The following is a 14,326-nucleotide window of genomic DNA, read 5'->3' on the forward strand; positions in this document are numbered from 1 at the left end:
TCAGACAGTTAACTGGAATAAATCAGAGGAAAGTCAGCAAAAGAATTCGGCATAAGACGTAGTATGCCTTATGCCGATAAAATAAGCGATACCGAGAATACCTAATTGACAAGATCGCCCCACTTAGCTCACGATCAAACTAACAATAACGATAGATACCGGCTTCACCTAAACGATGCCAAGGCAGCCCCAAGGCTAAGGCCTGCAGTTGTTCTGCTGACAGTGCCGGATTCATCCGTGAGCCTGCACCGTGAAAGCGTCCTTCATGTAGTCGACGAACACATAGCCACGACCCCATCGCATCGTGCATGAGTAATTTAAGAAGCGTGTGCGTGCGATTCATAAACACATAGGCTTCGTGAGGTGCCACCTGACCAAAGCGCTGAATTGCCTTAGTGCGCAAGGTATCCATCCCTGCTCGTAAATCTGTCGCCTCACTCACCAGGATGATTCTATCTAGTGCCAGTAGGCTAGACGCTTGCTCTTGAATTCCCACTCGTTGGGCGGTCTCGATACGCATTAAAGACGGCATTGATTTCTCCTAACATACACAAAACCATAGTGTCGCGCAATTTAGCAGGAATGAATACATGTATTCACCGGACGCTTACGTTGATAGTTTCCTCATTGGACTTAAGATAAAAAAACCTGCACGTCAAAATCCCATAACAGATTGCCAACACACCGTTAGTTTACGAGTAAACTATCAGTCTATTACTAAAGTAGATACTTTCGGCGTGCAGGTTTTGTAGTTGATAGTTTCCTCATTGGACTTAAGATAAAAAAACCTGCACGTCAAAATACCATAACAGATTGCCAACACACTGTTAGTTTAAAAGTAAACTATAAAAGAGATTGTCAATACTCCATTAGTTTACTTGTAAACTATTTAATTCGTGCAATACTAACAATCCAAAGCGATTTAGTTTATAAGCATTAATACCATCTATATTAGCCAATGCTTTTAACGTCTGAGGATTTTCTAACGCAATATATTTCAGAGTAGTATCCGTGAAAATAAATTGTGGCTCTACGCCCTCTTTTTGACTTTCCTGTTCTCGCCATTGTTTAAGCTGATGATAACGTACACTCGCTTGTGGAAATTGCTCCTCAAACGTCTTTTTACGTACTGGCATAATATTACGTGATTTTTGTGATGTATTTGAGGGAGCCTGTATCATGAATACTGACTCTTGTCCCTTTAATACTGGCACGCTTTTAGGCGTTAATGTCAACGTTGAGTAACCTTCTATATCAACATTCAAATAACCTTGTGCCATTAATTGCAACATAATACTTTGCCATGTTGCTTCATCATACTCTTTGCCTATTCCAAATGTACTTAACTTATAGTGCGCAAACTCATCAATTCTATCCGTATGCTTACCTAACAAAATATCAATAATATATTTGGCCCCAAAACGTTGTTCATAACGTCTATATAACCAATAAATGGTAGATAATATTTTTTGTGCTGCAATTGTTGCATTCCAAGTAGACATAGGTCTATCACAACTATCACAATTACCACAGGCATGACTGGATTGCCCAAAATACGCTAATAACGCCACCCTTCTGCATAAGGATGACTCACAGTAAGACAACATAGCTTGTAATTGCTCTCGTGCTCGTTGCTTAAAAACCTCTTCAGCATTAGAAGATTCAATCATTTTTCTATGTTGTAATACATCCTGTAAACCAAATGCCATCCATGCTGTTGCCGGTAAGCCATCACGACCAGCACGCCCAGTTTCTTGATAATACCCCTCAATCGACTTAGGCATATCTACATGCGCAACAAAACGCACATCAGGTTTATTTATCCCCATCCCAAAAGCAATAGTAGCTACCATCACCAAATCATCTTCATATAAAAATTGTTGCTGATGCTTTGCTCTAGTTTGAGCATCTAATCCAGCATGATATGCCAATGCTTTAATACCTTGTTTATTTAGAAATTCTGCTATCACTTCACACTTTTTACGTGTTAAACAATACACAATGCCTGATTCACCATGGTGGTTCTCACTAATAAAATGCATCAACTGTGTTCGTACATTATCTTTTTCTACCACTTCATAACGAATATTAGGTCGATCAAAACTAGAAACAAAATACTTTGCCTGATTAAAAGCTAAACGGTCAGCAATATCTTGTCGAGTTTCTAGTGTTGCTGTCGCTGTTAGCGCAACACGAGGCACTGTTGGCCATAAACGAGCTAATTCATTTAACCCTAAATATTCTGGACGAAAATCATGCCCCCATTGAGATACACAATGTGCTTCATCAATAGCAAATAAAGAAATGGGAACTTTTTTCAATAAATTCAATGCACGTGTCGTTAATAGTCTTTCGGGAGCAATATACAATAAATCAATATATCCTCTTGACCATGCGTTTTCCGTATCCTGTATCTGCTCCCATGTCATGCTTGAATTTAAGCAAGCTGCTCGTATGCCTAATCCTTGTAACGCTTGTACCTGATCTTGCATCAATGCAATCAATGGTGAAATCACCACACCTGACCCAGGGCGTACTAAGGCTGGGATTTGATAACAAAGTGATTTACCTGCCCCAGTGGGCATTAGAACCACAGCATCTTTCCCATCAATTAAGTGATTAATGATATCTTGCTGATTTCCCCTAAACCCCCGATAGCCGAATTTTTCTTGTAGAATTCTAACTGCATGACTCACTTGTGTAGGAGCTTCCTCACTATTGTCAGGGATAGTTTGTTGATAATCAGAGGAAGTAAAATCAGTCATAAGAGATGATGTCTTGATAGTCTCAATACCAAAAAGACAATGCTTTATATGTTTAGTAAATATGTATCCTATATTATAAAAAAAATATATATTTCTTTTGGGGGCTTATTTGCACTTTACTAAAAGGTCATGCTAGCATTTAACCATTAACAGGTAGGGAATTTTATGAATATTGGTATTGCTGGTGCTGGATTAGCCGGACGTTTATGTGCTCTCTTACTATCACAGCAAGGTCATCAAGTACAGGTTTTTGACAAAGCGTCACATCCCACTGATCCCGTAGCAGCAGGTTTCACTGCTGCAGGCATGCTAAGTCATGTCGCTGAATTAGAAAGTGGAGATGAACATATTTATAATCTTGGCGTTCGTTCTCTTGAACTCTGGAAACATATTGTCCCTCAACTAGATGCCCCTGTTTCATTACACTATAAAGGTAGTCTCATGGTTGCTCACAGAGGTGATGAGGGGGCAGCGCAACGTCTTATCAGTTTATTAGAAAGAAAAGCACCTGTAGACCAAAAACCTATTAAATTAACTACTGAACAACTAAAAGCCGAAGAACCCTCTATCTCAGGCCCAGCTCATGCGTGGGCACTACAAAATGAAGGCCATATTCATACTCGAGAAGCTATGTATGCACTATATGCTTCTTGCAAAAACACACTCTGGCATTGGCAAACGCCTGTACAAAAACTAAAAGCCAACAAAATCATTACTGATAGAGAAACGTTTACATTTGATTGGGTATTTGATACCAGAGGCGTCGGAGCTAGAGAGCTTAAATTTGCTAATACTCATACCCTCTCTTGCCAAAATGTACGAGGAGTTCGGGGGGAAATCCTATGGCTACAAGCACCTGCTCTCGCCTTGCAACGACCTATTAGGCTTTTACATCCACGTTATCGTGTCTACTTGGTACCTCGTCAGCCAGATATCCTCTTTGTCGGCGCCAGTGAAATAGAAAGCGAAGATAGATCACCCATTTCTGTTAGGACTACTGTAGAATTACTGACTGCAGCCCATAGCGTTCTGCCAGAACTTGCCGAGGCACGTATTATTCATACAGAAACTAATTTACGACCTGCCTTAATTGATAATTTCCCACGAATAGAAACTGCTCCCGGTATTAGCAGAATTAATGGTCTATTTAGACATGGTTGGTTAATTGCACCAGCTACTGTTGAACAAGCATTAAAAGAAGTTTTAGGCGCAGAATATACTGTGATTTAAGTATAATAGATGAGGATAGTATGAGTGCAATCACTGTATTTATAAATGGACAACCTAAAGACCTACTAAGGCCAATTTCTTTGGAAGAGTTTGTCGTGTTAATTCAAACAGAATTACAACAAGAAAATAATCCCAAAGCTATTGCTACCGCTGTTAATGAGGTATTTATTCCACGTACTCAGCGATCAAGTTATATACCTAAAAAATAATGATCAGATTATGACCTTTTCTCCAATTACTGGAGGATAGTTCAACCTTAAAAGAGTTTTTATGAGTTATTCGCTAGCAGGTATTGATTTAAATAGTCGTTTTTTCCTTGGCACAGCTACTTACCCATCTCCCAAAGTATTAAGTGATGCTATTAAAATTTCAGAGGCTCAAGTAGTGACTGTTGGCTTAAAAAGACAATTAGCCCCTGGCCAGACAACATTAAGCCAAAGCACTACAGATGGTGTAGAAAATACGTTTTTTCAATTATTAAAAGAAAGTGGTGCCCATTTATTACCAAACACGGCAGGTTGTAAAACAGCCAGAGAAGCCATTACCCTAGCACATATGGCACGTGAGATTTTTGACACTCACTGGATCAAATTAGAAGTCGTTGGTGATGATTACACGCTACAACCAGACCCTATAGAGCTTATTACAGCGACTAAAGAACTAATCAAAGATGGCTTTGAAGTCTTCCCCTATTGTACGGATGACCTTGTGACGTGTAATCGTCTACTGGATGCAGGATGTCGTATTTTGATGCCTTGGGGAGCACCCATTGGTTCAGGGCAAGGATTGGTTAACCCTTATGCTTTACGAATTTTACGTTCTCGTTTACCAGAAGCCTTTCTAGTGGTTGATGCAGGCATTGGATCTCCTAAAGATGCCGTCACAGCTATGCAGTTAGGGTTTGATGCCGTTTTACTAAACTCTGCTGTCGCCCAAGCTCATGACCCTGTGCGTATGGCTGAAGCTTTTAAACTAGCGATCCAAGCAGGTCGCCTTGCCTATGAAGCAGGCATTATGGAAGCACAAGATATGGCAGTACCTAGCACCCAAGTAACTGGAAGACCGTTTTTATTATAAATAGTTTAAACCTAAACCATAGACACATAGGCCTATCAACATTGCTAGGCCTATATTTTTGCTTAATTTCAGCGTTACGACAACACCAACGACTGCTAATCCATACGGCAATATTTCATGACCATCAATAGCCTTATTCACTTCAGAAAATAAAATAATACTCGTCGTACTCGCCAGTAACGCAGGCCCTAAGATGGCAAATCTACCTGAACCTAGACGATTAAATGCCTTACTTTTCTTCATTAATACAAAAGGTAAAGAACGCGTTAAATAAGTCAAAATAGCCATCAGAGCGATGCCAACAACTAAATGCCATGTTTGAAAATCAGCCATGATTATGCTCCTCTGTCGCTGGCAAATTAGCATGAGGATGGTACAAGAAACAAGCAACCACAGCACCAATAATCATTGCTAAACTAGGATAGCCAAAGTACGTCACTACCACGCTAACTAAACATCCACAAGCAATTGGAAGTAGCATAGTGGCATGCATGGTCAATAAAGTCACACTAATAAATAGTGCCGTTAATGAAAAACCCATTGTTTTTGCTAATAATGGGAAAGATTGCATAATGCTCGCACCAGCAAAAACGCCTATTATTGTGCCTAATAGCCATGAGAACCAAGCGAAGAGACCCAATCCAAAATACCATGCTGATTTACCTTGTTCAGGAATATCTTTTAGCTTCAAATAACAAACAGCAAATACCTCATCGGTCAAATAAAAAGCTTTAGCTAAGCGTAATTTCAAAGACTCAGGAAGGTATTTAGCGATAATAGGACCATAAAGTGCATGGCGAAGATTAAGCAAAAACACCAACAACACTATACTTAAAATAGGCATGCCTAATTGCAAAGAGGCTAAAATAAAAAACTGTGCACTTCCCGCATAAACAAAAAAGGAAATACTAAATAGCTCCAAAGGACTGAGACCAATACTGGCGCCTGTTAGCCCAAAAGCCAACGATGCCGGGATATAACCCAGCATCGTCGGAATAGCTGCCTTAATACCTTGCAAGAAATAGCTTGTGGTGCTCATGAAATATTATTATTCAACATTAAAGGATTTACAGTTTAAAACTATTTAGCTTCCGATTGTAATGTTTTTATTTTGTGTTGAAAAATAATTATTTACTATAATGTTATAAGCCTTTAGCACCAGTTCCCGTAGTATTAACTAAAAAGTATCGGCTGGTACTCTAACCCATCCTTCCATCAAAATACGAGCACTGCGACTCATCATCGCTTTTTTAACTACCCATTGATTATTTTCCAACACTGCTTGTGCACCCACACGTAGTGTTCCTGAAGGATGTCCAAAGCGCACCGCTTCTCGTTCATCCCCACCTGCAGCAAGATTAACCAATGTTCCTGGAATAGCTGCAGCTGTACCAATCGCTACTGCTGCCGTTCCCATCATTGCATGATGTAGTTTACCCATAGACAATGCACGCACTAATAGGTCAATGCTCTCTTTTTCCACTTGCTTACCACTGGATGCTTGATAAGATTGTGGTGGTGCTACAAATGCCACTTTGGGCGTATGCTGGCGTGTAGCCGCTTCTGAAATATCTGCAATCAACCCCATTTTCACAGCACCATAAGCACGAATCGTCTCAAACTTTTCTAAGGCTTTGGGATCGCTATTAATATCATCTTGTAGTTCTGTACCTACATAGCCAATATCAGCGGCATTCACAAAAATAGTGGGAATACCTGCATTAATCATCGTTGATTTTAAAATACCAATACCAGGCACCTCTAAATCATCAACGACATTGCCAGTAGGGAACATTGCTCCCCCTTCTTCGCCATCATCAGCTGGATCTAAAAATTCTAATTGAATTTCTGCTGCAGGAAACGTAACACCATCTAACTCAAAGTCACCTGTTTCTTGTACCTCACCATTGGTAATAGGAATATGAGCCACAATCGTTTTTTGAATATTAGCTTGCCAAATTCTAATCGTACAAAAACCATTATCAGGAATTTTAGCCTTATCAATTAAACCATTATTAATGGCAAATGCACCAACTGCAGAAGTCAAATTACCACAATTACCACTCCAATCAACAAAAGGTTTATCAATAGACACTTGTCCAAATAAATAATCCACATCATGATCTGGAACAGATGGCTTACTGATAATAACAGCCTTACTTGTAGAAGAAGAGGCATTACCCATACCATCAATTTGCTTACCATAAGGGTCAGGGCTACCTAATACTCGTAGTAAAATTTTATCCCTTGCCTCACCGGGCTTCTGTGCAACCTCAGGTAAATCAGTAAGTTTAAAAAACACCCCTTTTGATGTCCCTCCTCGATAATACGTAGCAGGGATTTTTATTTGACCAGGAAAAACAGTACTCATAACTGAACCTTATATATTTTAAATATTAACTATAATGTTAAAACTAAGCATTACCTTCTAAGAAGTCTTGAGCAAAGCGTTGTAATACACCACCAGCCTCATAAATACTAACCTCTTCTGCCGTGTCTAAACGACATGTCACAGGTACCTCAACGGTCTCGCCTGATTTACGGTGAATCACCAATGTTAAATCTGTGCGAGGATGTCTTTCACCTATAACGTCATAAGTTTCGGTTCCGTCTAATGCCAATGTTTTTCGATTAGTGCCTGACTTGAACTGTAGTGGTAATACACCCATACCAATTAAATTAGTTCGGTGAATACGCTCAAAACCTTCGGCAACAATAGCTTCTACACCTGCTAGACGAACACCTTTAGCTGCCCAATCTCGGCTTGAACCTTGCCCATAATCAGCACCTGCAATGATAATCAATGGTTGTTTACGCTCCATATAGGTTTCAATAGCTTCCCACATACGAGTGACTTTACCGTCTGGCTCAATACGTGCTAAAGAACCTTGTTTGACCGTTCCATCCTCATTTAATACCATCTCATTAAATAATTTTGGATTGGCAAATGTGGCTCGTTGTGCTGTTAAATGATCACCTCGATGAGTCGCATAAGAGTTGAAGTCCTCTTCTGGTAACCCCATCTTAGCCAAGTATTCACCCGCCGCACTATTTGGCAAAATAGCATTTGAGGGTGATAAATGGTCTGTCGTAATATTATCAGGAAGAATAGCCAAAGGACGCATCCCTTTAAGTGTTCTTTCGCCTGCTAATGCACCTTCCCAATAAGGTGGACGACGAATATAGGTTGATTGCGGTCTCCAATCATAGAGTGGGCTTGCTGCTTTTTCTGCTTTACCTGTATCAAACATTGGAATATAAATCTGACGGAATTGTTCTGGTTTTACAAATTTAGCAACGATGCTATCTATTTCTTCATCTGTTGGCCAAATATCTTTTAGACGAATTTCTTTACCGTCAAAAATGCCTAATACATCATTCTCAATATCAAATCGAATAGACCCTGCAATGGCATAAGCCACTACTAATGGAGGCGATGCTAAAAAGGCTTGCTTAGCATAGGGATGGATGCGACCATCAAAATTACGATTACCAGATAATACAGCCGTTGTATATAAATCACGATCAATGATTTCTTTTTGAATCACAGGATCTAAAGCACCACTCATGCCATTACAGGTTGTACATGCAAAGCCAACAATACCAAATCCCAATTTCTCTAATTCACCTAATAAACCAGCCTCTTTTAAGTAAAGCTCAGCCACTTTCGAACCTGGGGCAAAAGATGTTTTGACCCATGGCTGACGAACTAAACCATATTTATTAGCATTGCGTGCTAATAATGCGGCTGCCACCACATTACGTGGATTAGATGTATTTGTACAGCTAGTAATAGCCGCAATAATAACGGCACCGTCAGGCATTTCACCATTAGATGGTACTTCGTATGGTTTTGCTAAACCTTTTTGGGCTAAATCTGTTGTTGAAAAGCGTGCATGTGGATTAGATGGTCCCGCCATATTACGCCCAACAGTGGATAAATCAAAACGTAATACACGAGGGTAAACCGCCTTTTTCATGCCATCTGCCCATAAGCCAGTTTGTTTGGCATATTTTTCTACCAACTCTACTTGCTCAGGATCACGACCAGTAATTTTTAAATAATCAATCGTTTGTTGATCAATATAGAATAAAGCAGCAGTAGCACCATATTCAGGTGTCATATTAGAAATAGTTGCTCTATCACCAATACTTAAGCTAGAAGCTCCCTCACCAAAGAATTCAACATATGCTCCGACGACTCTCTCTTTACGTAAGAACTCAGTCAACGCTAATACAATATCTGTTGCGGTAATACCTGGCTGACGTTTACCTACCAACTCAACACCTACAATATCGGGCAAACGCATCATTGATGCTCTACCTAGCATTACTGTTTCCGCCTCTAAGCCACCTACACCAACTGAAATAACACCTAGAGCATCCACATGAGGAGTATGACTATCTGTACCAACGCATGTATCCGGAAACGCTACACCATTACGTACCTGAATGACAGGTGACATTTTTTCAAGATTGATTTGGTGCATAATGCCATTACCAGCAGGGATTACATCCACATTTTCAAATGCAGTCTTGGTCCAATTAATAAAGTGGAAGCGATCCTCATTACGACGATCTTCGATATCTCGGTTTTTTTGGAAAGCATCCGGATCAAAGCCACCACACTCAACCGCTAACGAGTGATCTACAATTAATTGCGTTTGCACCACTGGATTTACTTTGGAAGGATCACCACCTTTATCGGCAATGGCATCTCGCAATCCCGCCAAATCCACTAATGCGGTTTGACCCAAAATATCATGGCACACGACACGTGCAGGAAACCACGGAAAATCTATTTCTTGCTTACGTTCAATAAGTTGTAATAGCCAACTATTCAATGTTTCATCATCAACATTGGTTGCTCGATTAACTAAATTTTCAGCGTGAATTTTGGCTGTATAAGGTAATTTTTCCCAAGCACCCGCCTGCAAAGCATTGACGGCAGCCGCTGCGTCAAAAAATTCTAAATTAGTCCCTGGTAAAGGTTTACGAAATTGTGCATTACTCATGATTGACACCTGAAAATAAAATGAAGGCATTGTGTCATTTTAGTCTTATATAAGACTTAGAGCAATCAGCAGTTTTACTAATATAAATTACCTAAGCTATTCCTCAATCACACTAATAATAACGATATGTGTAACCATGAATGCAGTAGTACTTTGGCGTATAGGTTTCCCCATGTGTTAGGCGCTATTAATTTTTTTATAATTGATATCGAAAACCTTCATCTCAAAATGAACAAAAAGGTTATCGACAATCTAACGATTAGAGATTTATTTTTGCTACTCGAAATAGTAATCTGGCGGAACAGAGAAACTATGTAAGATCGCTTTTAATCCATCAGACCATTGCGTTCTGACATTATGTAAATAAGGGTCATTCGCATCAATTCTAATGCCTTTAGGTAAATGATAAGTCCCGTTTCGATATACCAATAAATCCATAGGGAAACCTACAGAAAGGTTAGAGCGAATAGTAGAATCAAAAGAGACCAGAACTGCTCTCACAGCATCTTCTAAACTGCTCCGGTAATTTAGCGAACGATCTAAGATGGGTTTACCGTATTTTGCTTCACCAATTTGTAAAAATGGCGTATCTTCTGTGGCATTAATAAAATTACCTTCTTGATAGATATGATAGAGTTCAGGCAGTTGACCTTTGATCTGACCACCTAATAAGAAATTACTCCCAAAGCTTTCTTGAGAAAAAGCTCTTGCCTGCGACTCCCTTGCCACTTGACTAACGAGTGAGCCTACCATTCGTGCGGCATCAAATAAAGTTGGCGCATTTAAAATATGCTCATCAGCACCTAATTTTACCCCATTTTCTAGCATCTTAACAACGGCTTGGGATGTTGCCAAATTACCTGAGGTTAAGAGTACAATACTTCTCTCTCCGTCAATACCAAAGGTATACAACTTTTTAAACACAGAAATGTGATCTACCCCCGCATTTGTACGAGTATCAGAAGCAAAAACAATCCCATCCTGCAAACGAATAGCGACACAATATGTCATAGTACTCAATCTCTATCTAATTTTCTAACTATACAAACATTATTTTAACTGGAATCATAAGCAACTATCTACGATGAGAAAGAGATTGCAGTAAAATCCATAGCCGATTTTACTGCTCTTTAACTGGCGATACACGTACTAAGAACTCCATTTGCTCTTGTCCTCCTCCTTGACGCATACCACGCAATGGTGCCGCATCGTTATAATCCAGACCAACGGCTAATTGCACGTGTTGGCGAGGTTGGAATAGTTGATTACTCACATCAAAAACAAACCAATGATTATTTAAGTAGCTTCTGCCCATGAATGGCTAGCCAAATGATTTTCCTCTTCTACATATAAGTAACCAGATACATAACGTGTAGGCACCCCAATACTGCGTGCACAAGCTAAAAATACATGGGTATGATCTTGACAAACACCCTGTTTAGCCTCAAAGGATTGCACCGCTGTCGTAGCCACATTCGTAGCTCCAGGCGTATAAGGAATATACTCCAAAATAGCCTGACTTAAGCGACTTAAGCTAGAACGATTTCCTACACCCCCCGTATATTTCTGTGTAAACTCATACATATCAGCCGAGCAATGAGTTAACCCTGTCGTATTAAGAAAAATATCTGCAGGCACTCTATCATCATTGCTATATTCACTCTTATTATCAATCTCCACAATGCCTTGTGCATGAATATTTAATACATTGTGAGGTTCGGTCACATTTAACACCGTACAAAAATTACCGAAACCATCAAAAAACTCTTCAGAAATACGAGGTAAGGTTAATTGCCACGATAATACTCGCTGATGCGCCAATGTCTGTGGCGTAACACGTAAAATTTGGATACTTCTCTTTGCTGAATTAGCGTAAAAATATTGAGTGCTATGATCTATTTGCAACTTCATTTTTTCTTCCTTTAAACACCATCTTCAAAGAGTTGATCTAGTCGTTTTAACCATTCATAAAACTCACTATCTTTTGTAGTAAAAACTAAGGCCTGAATTTGTTGCTTAATTTTGTCCCAACCCGTACCATCTGGTAAATTAGTGACCACTTGAGCAAGATAACGATAATCACGACTCTCTACCTTATTCTGGCGAATACGTTGATCAAGCATCTCCACATAGTCACCTAACTGCCAAAACTGGGTAACTAATATGTGCTGCTCTAGCATCACAGCATCACATGCTGCCAGTTGAAAAACAGCTGCCCTTGGACTGCCTGATTGATACAGACGACGAACATGGTTAAATAAATCAGAAGCATCAGCATCTATGACAGCACGGACGGCTTGAACATTTGCATGGATCCGCTCAAAATGCTCAGGAAACGCCTCTTCTACCAAAAAGTTAAACACCGATTTATCATCTAAATTCTCTAATGAATAACCGATAACAGCCAACATTTCAGCCCTTTTTTGTGGTTTAGTTTTAAGGGCAGTTTGCAGTAACTCTTGTGTACGCCGCATATACCGTCCAAGCCAGTATAAATTATAGGCGGTGGATAATAATAAATTCATTATTGACCTCCTTGTACAGTTTGAGTATCAACAACCCATGTATCTTTCACACCACCACCTTGTGATGAATTCACCACAAGTGAACCTTCCCGTAAGGCTACTCGAGTTAATCCACCAGGGACAATGCGAACTTTATCAGGTCCCGTCAATACAAAGGGTCTTAAATCAATATGACGTGGAGCAATACCCTCATCCACACAGGTTTGACAAGTGGATAGTGCTAATGTTGGTTGAGCAATAAACCCTTCTGGATCTGCTTCCAAGCGTAAACGGTATTCTTCTATTTCTTTTTTACTCGCCTTAGGTCCCACTAACATTCCATACCCACCACTGCCTTGAGTTTCTTTAACCACCAACTTATCAAGGTTTGCTAATACATACTTCAAATCATCTGGTTTACGACACTGGTACGTAGGTACATTTAATAGAATAGGCTCTTCACTTAGATAGAATCGAATCATATCATCAACATAAGGATAAATAGATTTATCATCTGCTACACCTGTCCCTGGAGCGTTACAAATCAATACATTACCCGACCGATACGCCGCCATTAGAGCAGGTACACCTAAAATAGAATCTGGTCTAAACGCCAAAGGATCTAAAAATGCATCATCTAAACGACGATAAATTACATCAACTTTTTGTCGCCCACTTACTGTTTTGATATACACAAAGTTATCTTCAACAAATAAGTCATAACCATGAACTAATGTTGCGCCCATTTCACGAGCCAAAAAAGCATGTTCATAATAGGCACTATTAAATCTACCTGGTGTTAAAACTACAATATGAGGATTATCTTTACCACTACACGCAATCAAATTCTCTTTTAATAATTGAGGATAATTATCTACGGGTAAAACTTTTTGCTTATTAAACAAATCAAGTAATAAGCTCTCTGTAATTTTTCGTCCTTCCAGCATATAGGACACACCTGAGGGTGTACGTAAATTATCCTCTAATACATAATACTTACCGTCTCCATGCCGAACCAGATCAATACCACTAATATGCGCATAAATTGGAAATGGCAATTTAATATCATACATCCATGGTTGATAGCACTCATTAACCATAATCTGTTTAGCAGGAACAAGCCCTTCTTTGATAATCTTACGTTCGTGATAAATGTCATGTAAAAACATATTTAAGACTTGTATTCTTTGAGTACAACCTTGCTCTAACATTCGCCACTCTTCTAGAGGGATAATTCTAGGAATAATATCGAAAGGAATCACCCGCTCAATATTGCTTGCCTCACTATAAACAGTAAACGTTACTCCTTTACGATAAAACATGGACAATGCCTGCTGATTTAATGTAGCAATATCAGCGGCTTCATTTTCTTTTAACCATTGTGCGACATGTTCACACCCCAAACGAGGTGTGCCATCCGATTGTAAAAGTTCATCATAAAAATTAGATGGCAATATTGACATAATTTATCCTTTTCTTCTCACAATATAGAAGATTTATCGATAAGAATAGTTTATTTTTAAAATTTTGTATAGTCAAAGATAAAAATTCAGTACCCACTATTTAATCAATATTGCATAGATAGTGATAGGAATTTTAACGAGAGGATTATGTAGATTGAAAGACTGCTATACAGCCGTAAGTAATATTGCTATTAGATAGTACCAGTATAAAAATAATGAAGTACTATTATCTATAATACTAAAAAAAAAGAAAAACATACTATTGATAAAAA

14 protein-coding genes are annotated in these 14,326 nt (G+C 39.2%); 3 read left to right on the plus strand and 11 right to left on the minus strand.

Going from position 1 to position 14,326, the window contains the following annotated elements:
• Window positions 1–139: 139 nt before the first annotated feature.
• Window positions 140–532 (minus strand): IS66 family insertion sequence element accessory protein TnpB, encoded by a 393-nt coding sequence (gene tnpB, locus V757_RS19650; RefSeq protein WP_023950278.1) that lies wholly within the window; start codon window positions 530–532, stop codon window positions 140–142.
• A gap of 337 nt (window positions 533–869) precedes the next feature.
• The gene (recQ, locus tag V757_RS19655; protein ID WP_023950282.1) at window positions 870–2,765 is read right to left on the minus strand and encodes a DNA helicase RecQ; all 1,896 of its coding nucleotides are present in this window, start codon (window positions 2,763–2,765) and stop codon (window positions 870–872) included.
• A gap of 165 nt (window positions 2,766–2,930) precedes the next feature.
• Between recQ and V757_RS19660 the strand changes: the two genes are divergently transcribed.
• From V757_RS19660 to V757_RS19670, 3 genes are all read left to right on the plus strand, one after another.
• Window positions 2,931–3,995 (plus strand): FAD-dependent oxidoreductase, encoded by a 1,065-nt coding sequence (locus tag V757_RS19660; RefSeq protein WP_023950284.1) that lies wholly within the window; start codon window positions 2,931–2,933, stop codon window positions 3,993–3,995.
• A gap of 20 nt (window positions 3,996–4,015) precedes the next feature.
• A complete protein-coding gene (gene thiS / locus V757_RS19665; RefSeq protein WP_023950286.1) occupies window positions 4,016–4,204 on the plus strand; it encodes a sulfur carrier protein ThiS in 189 nt (62 codons plus the stop codon).
• A 61-nt stretch (window positions 4,205–4,265) separates the two neighbouring features.
• On the plus strand, window positions 4,266–5,072 hold the full coding sequence (locus V757_RS19670; protein WP_023950288.1) for a thiazole synthase: 807 nt from the start codon (window positions 4,266–4,268) through the stop codon (window positions 5,070–5,072).
• On the opposite strand, the gene V757_RS19675 is transcribed toward V757_RS19670, so the two are convergent.
• The 9 genes from V757_RS19675 to V757_RS19710 form a co-directional block, all read right to left on the minus strand.
• Complete coding sequence (locus V757_RS19675) at window positions 5,067–5,405, minus strand: AzlD domain-containing protein (protein WP_023950290.1); 339 nt, start codon at window positions 5,403–5,405, stop codon at window positions 5,067–5,069. The genes V757_RS19670 and V757_RS19675 overlap by 6 nt on opposite strands.
• Window positions 5,398–6,111 (minus strand): AzlC family ABC transporter permease, encoded by a 714-nt coding sequence (locus V757_RS19680; protein ID WP_023950292.1) that lies wholly within the window; start codon window positions 6,109–6,111, stop codon window positions 5,398–5,400. Before V757_RS19680 ends, V757_RS19675 begins: the two co-directional genes overlap by 8 nt.
• Before the next feature lie 138 nt (window positions 6,112–6,249).
• Window positions 6,250–7,443, minus strand: coding sequence for a 2-methylaconitate cis-trans isomerase PrpF (prpF, locus tag V757_RS19685; RefSeq protein WP_023950293.1), 1,194 nt, complete (start codon window positions 7,441–7,443; stop codon window positions 6,250–6,252).
• Between the two features lie 43 nt (window positions 7,444–7,486).
• Window positions 7,487–10,087, minus strand: a complete 2,601-nt coding sequence (gene acnD, locus V757_RS19690) for a Fe/S-dependent 2-methylisocitrate dehydratase AcnD (RefSeq protein WP_023950295.1) — start codon at window positions 10,085–10,087, stop codon at window positions 7,487–7,489.
• A 276-nt stretch (window positions 10,088–10,363) separates the two neighbouring features.
• Window positions 10,364–11,098, minus strand: a complete 735-nt coding sequence (locus V757_RS19695) for a proteasome-type protease (protein ID WP_023950297.1) — start codon at window positions 11,096–11,098, stop codon at window positions 10,364–10,366.
• Between the two features lie 109 nt (window positions 11,099–11,207).
• Entirely contained in the window at window positions 11,208–11,402 is a 195-nt protein-coding gene (locus V757_RS28895; protein WP_218184487.1) for a hypothetical protein, read from the minus strand.
• Entirely contained in the window at window positions 11,384–11,998 is a 615-nt protein-coding gene (locus V757_RS19700; RefSeq protein WP_218184488.1) for a transglutaminase family protein, read from the minus strand. The genes V757_RS28895 and V757_RS19700 overlap by 19 nt, the downstream gene beginning before the upstream one ends.
• Window positions 11,999–12,009: 11 nt before the next feature.
• The gene (locus V757_RS19705; RefSeq protein WP_023950299.1) at window positions 12,010–12,612 is read right to left on the minus strand and encodes a hypothetical protein; all 603 of its coding nucleotides are present in this window, start codon (window positions 12,610–12,612) and stop codon (window positions 12,010–12,012) included.
• Window positions 12,612–14,054, minus strand: coding sequence for a circularly permuted type 2 ATP-grasp protein (locus V757_RS19710; RefSeq protein ID WP_023950301.1), 1,443 nt, complete (start codon window positions 14,052–14,054; stop codon window positions 12,612–12,614). Before V757_RS19710 ends, V757_RS19705 begins: the two co-directional genes overlap by 1 nt.
• Window positions 14,055–14,326: the final 272 nt, after the last annotated feature.

Origin of the sequence: Pelistega indica, from assembly GCF_000506865.1 — a bacterium.
Taxonomy (GTDB): domain Bacteria; phylum Pseudomonadota; class Gammaproteobacteria; order Burkholderiales; family Burkholderiaceae_B; genus Taylorella; species Taylorella indica.

What these genes read in the sequence shown, in the direction of transcription:
- V757_RS28895 (WP_218184487.1), bottom strand. Translation starts at nt 11,402, where the DNA reads ATGGGCAGAAGCTACTTAAATAATCATTGGTTTGTTTTTGATGTGAGT.
- prpF (WP_023950293.1), bottom strand. Translation starts at nt 7,443, where the DNA reads ATGAGTACTGTTTTTCCTGGTCAAATAAAAATCCCTGCTACGTATTAT.
- V757_RS19675 (WP_023950290.1), bottom strand. Translation starts at nt 5,405, where the DNA reads ATGGCTGATTTTCAAACATGGCATTTAGTTGTTGGCATCGCTCTGATG.
- acnD (WP_023950295.1), bottom strand. Translation starts at nt 10,087, where the DNA reads ATGAGTAATGCACAATTTCGTAAACCTTTACCAGGGACTAATTTAGAA.
- V757_RS19660 (WP_023950284.1), top strand. Translation starts at nt 2,931, where the DNA reads ATGAATATTGGTATTGCTGGTGCTGGATTAGCCGGACGTTTATGTGCT.
- V757_RS19705 (WP_023950299.1), bottom strand. Translation starts at nt 12,612, where the DNA reads ATGAATTTATTATTATCCACCGCCTATAATTTATACTGGCTTGGACGG.
- V757_RS19670 (WP_023950288.1), top strand. Translation starts at nt 4,266, where the DNA reads ATGAGTTATTCGCTAGCAGGTATTGATTTAAATAGTCGTTTTTTCCTT.
- recQ (WP_023950282.1), bottom strand. Translation starts at nt 2,765, where the DNA reads ATGACTGATTTTACTTCCTCTGATTATCAACAAACTATCCCTGACAAT.
- V757_RS19710 (WP_023950301.1), bottom strand. Translation starts at nt 14,054, where the DNA reads ATGTCAATATTGCCATCTAATTTTTATGATGAACTTTTACAATCGGAT.
- V757_RS19695 (WP_023950297.1), bottom strand. Translation starts at nt 11,098, where the DNA reads ATGACATATTGTGTCGCTATTCGTTTGCAGGATGGGATTGTTTTTGCT.
- thiS (WP_023950286.1), top strand. Translation starts at nt 4,016, where the DNA reads ATGAGTGCAATCACTGTATTTATAAATGGACAACCTAAAGACCTACTA.
- V757_RS19680 (WP_023950292.1), bottom strand. Translation starts at nt 6,111, where the DNA reads ATGAGCACCACAAGCTATTTCTTGCAAGGTATTAAGGCAGCTATTCCG.
- tnpB (WP_023950278.1), bottom strand. Translation starts at nt 532, where the DNA reads ATGCCGTCTTTAATGCGTATCGAGACCGCCCAACGAGTGGGAATTCAA.
- V757_RS19700 (WP_218184488.1), bottom strand. Translation starts at nt 11,998, where the DNA reads ATGAAGTTGCAAATAGATCATAGCACTCAATATTTTTACGCTAATTCA.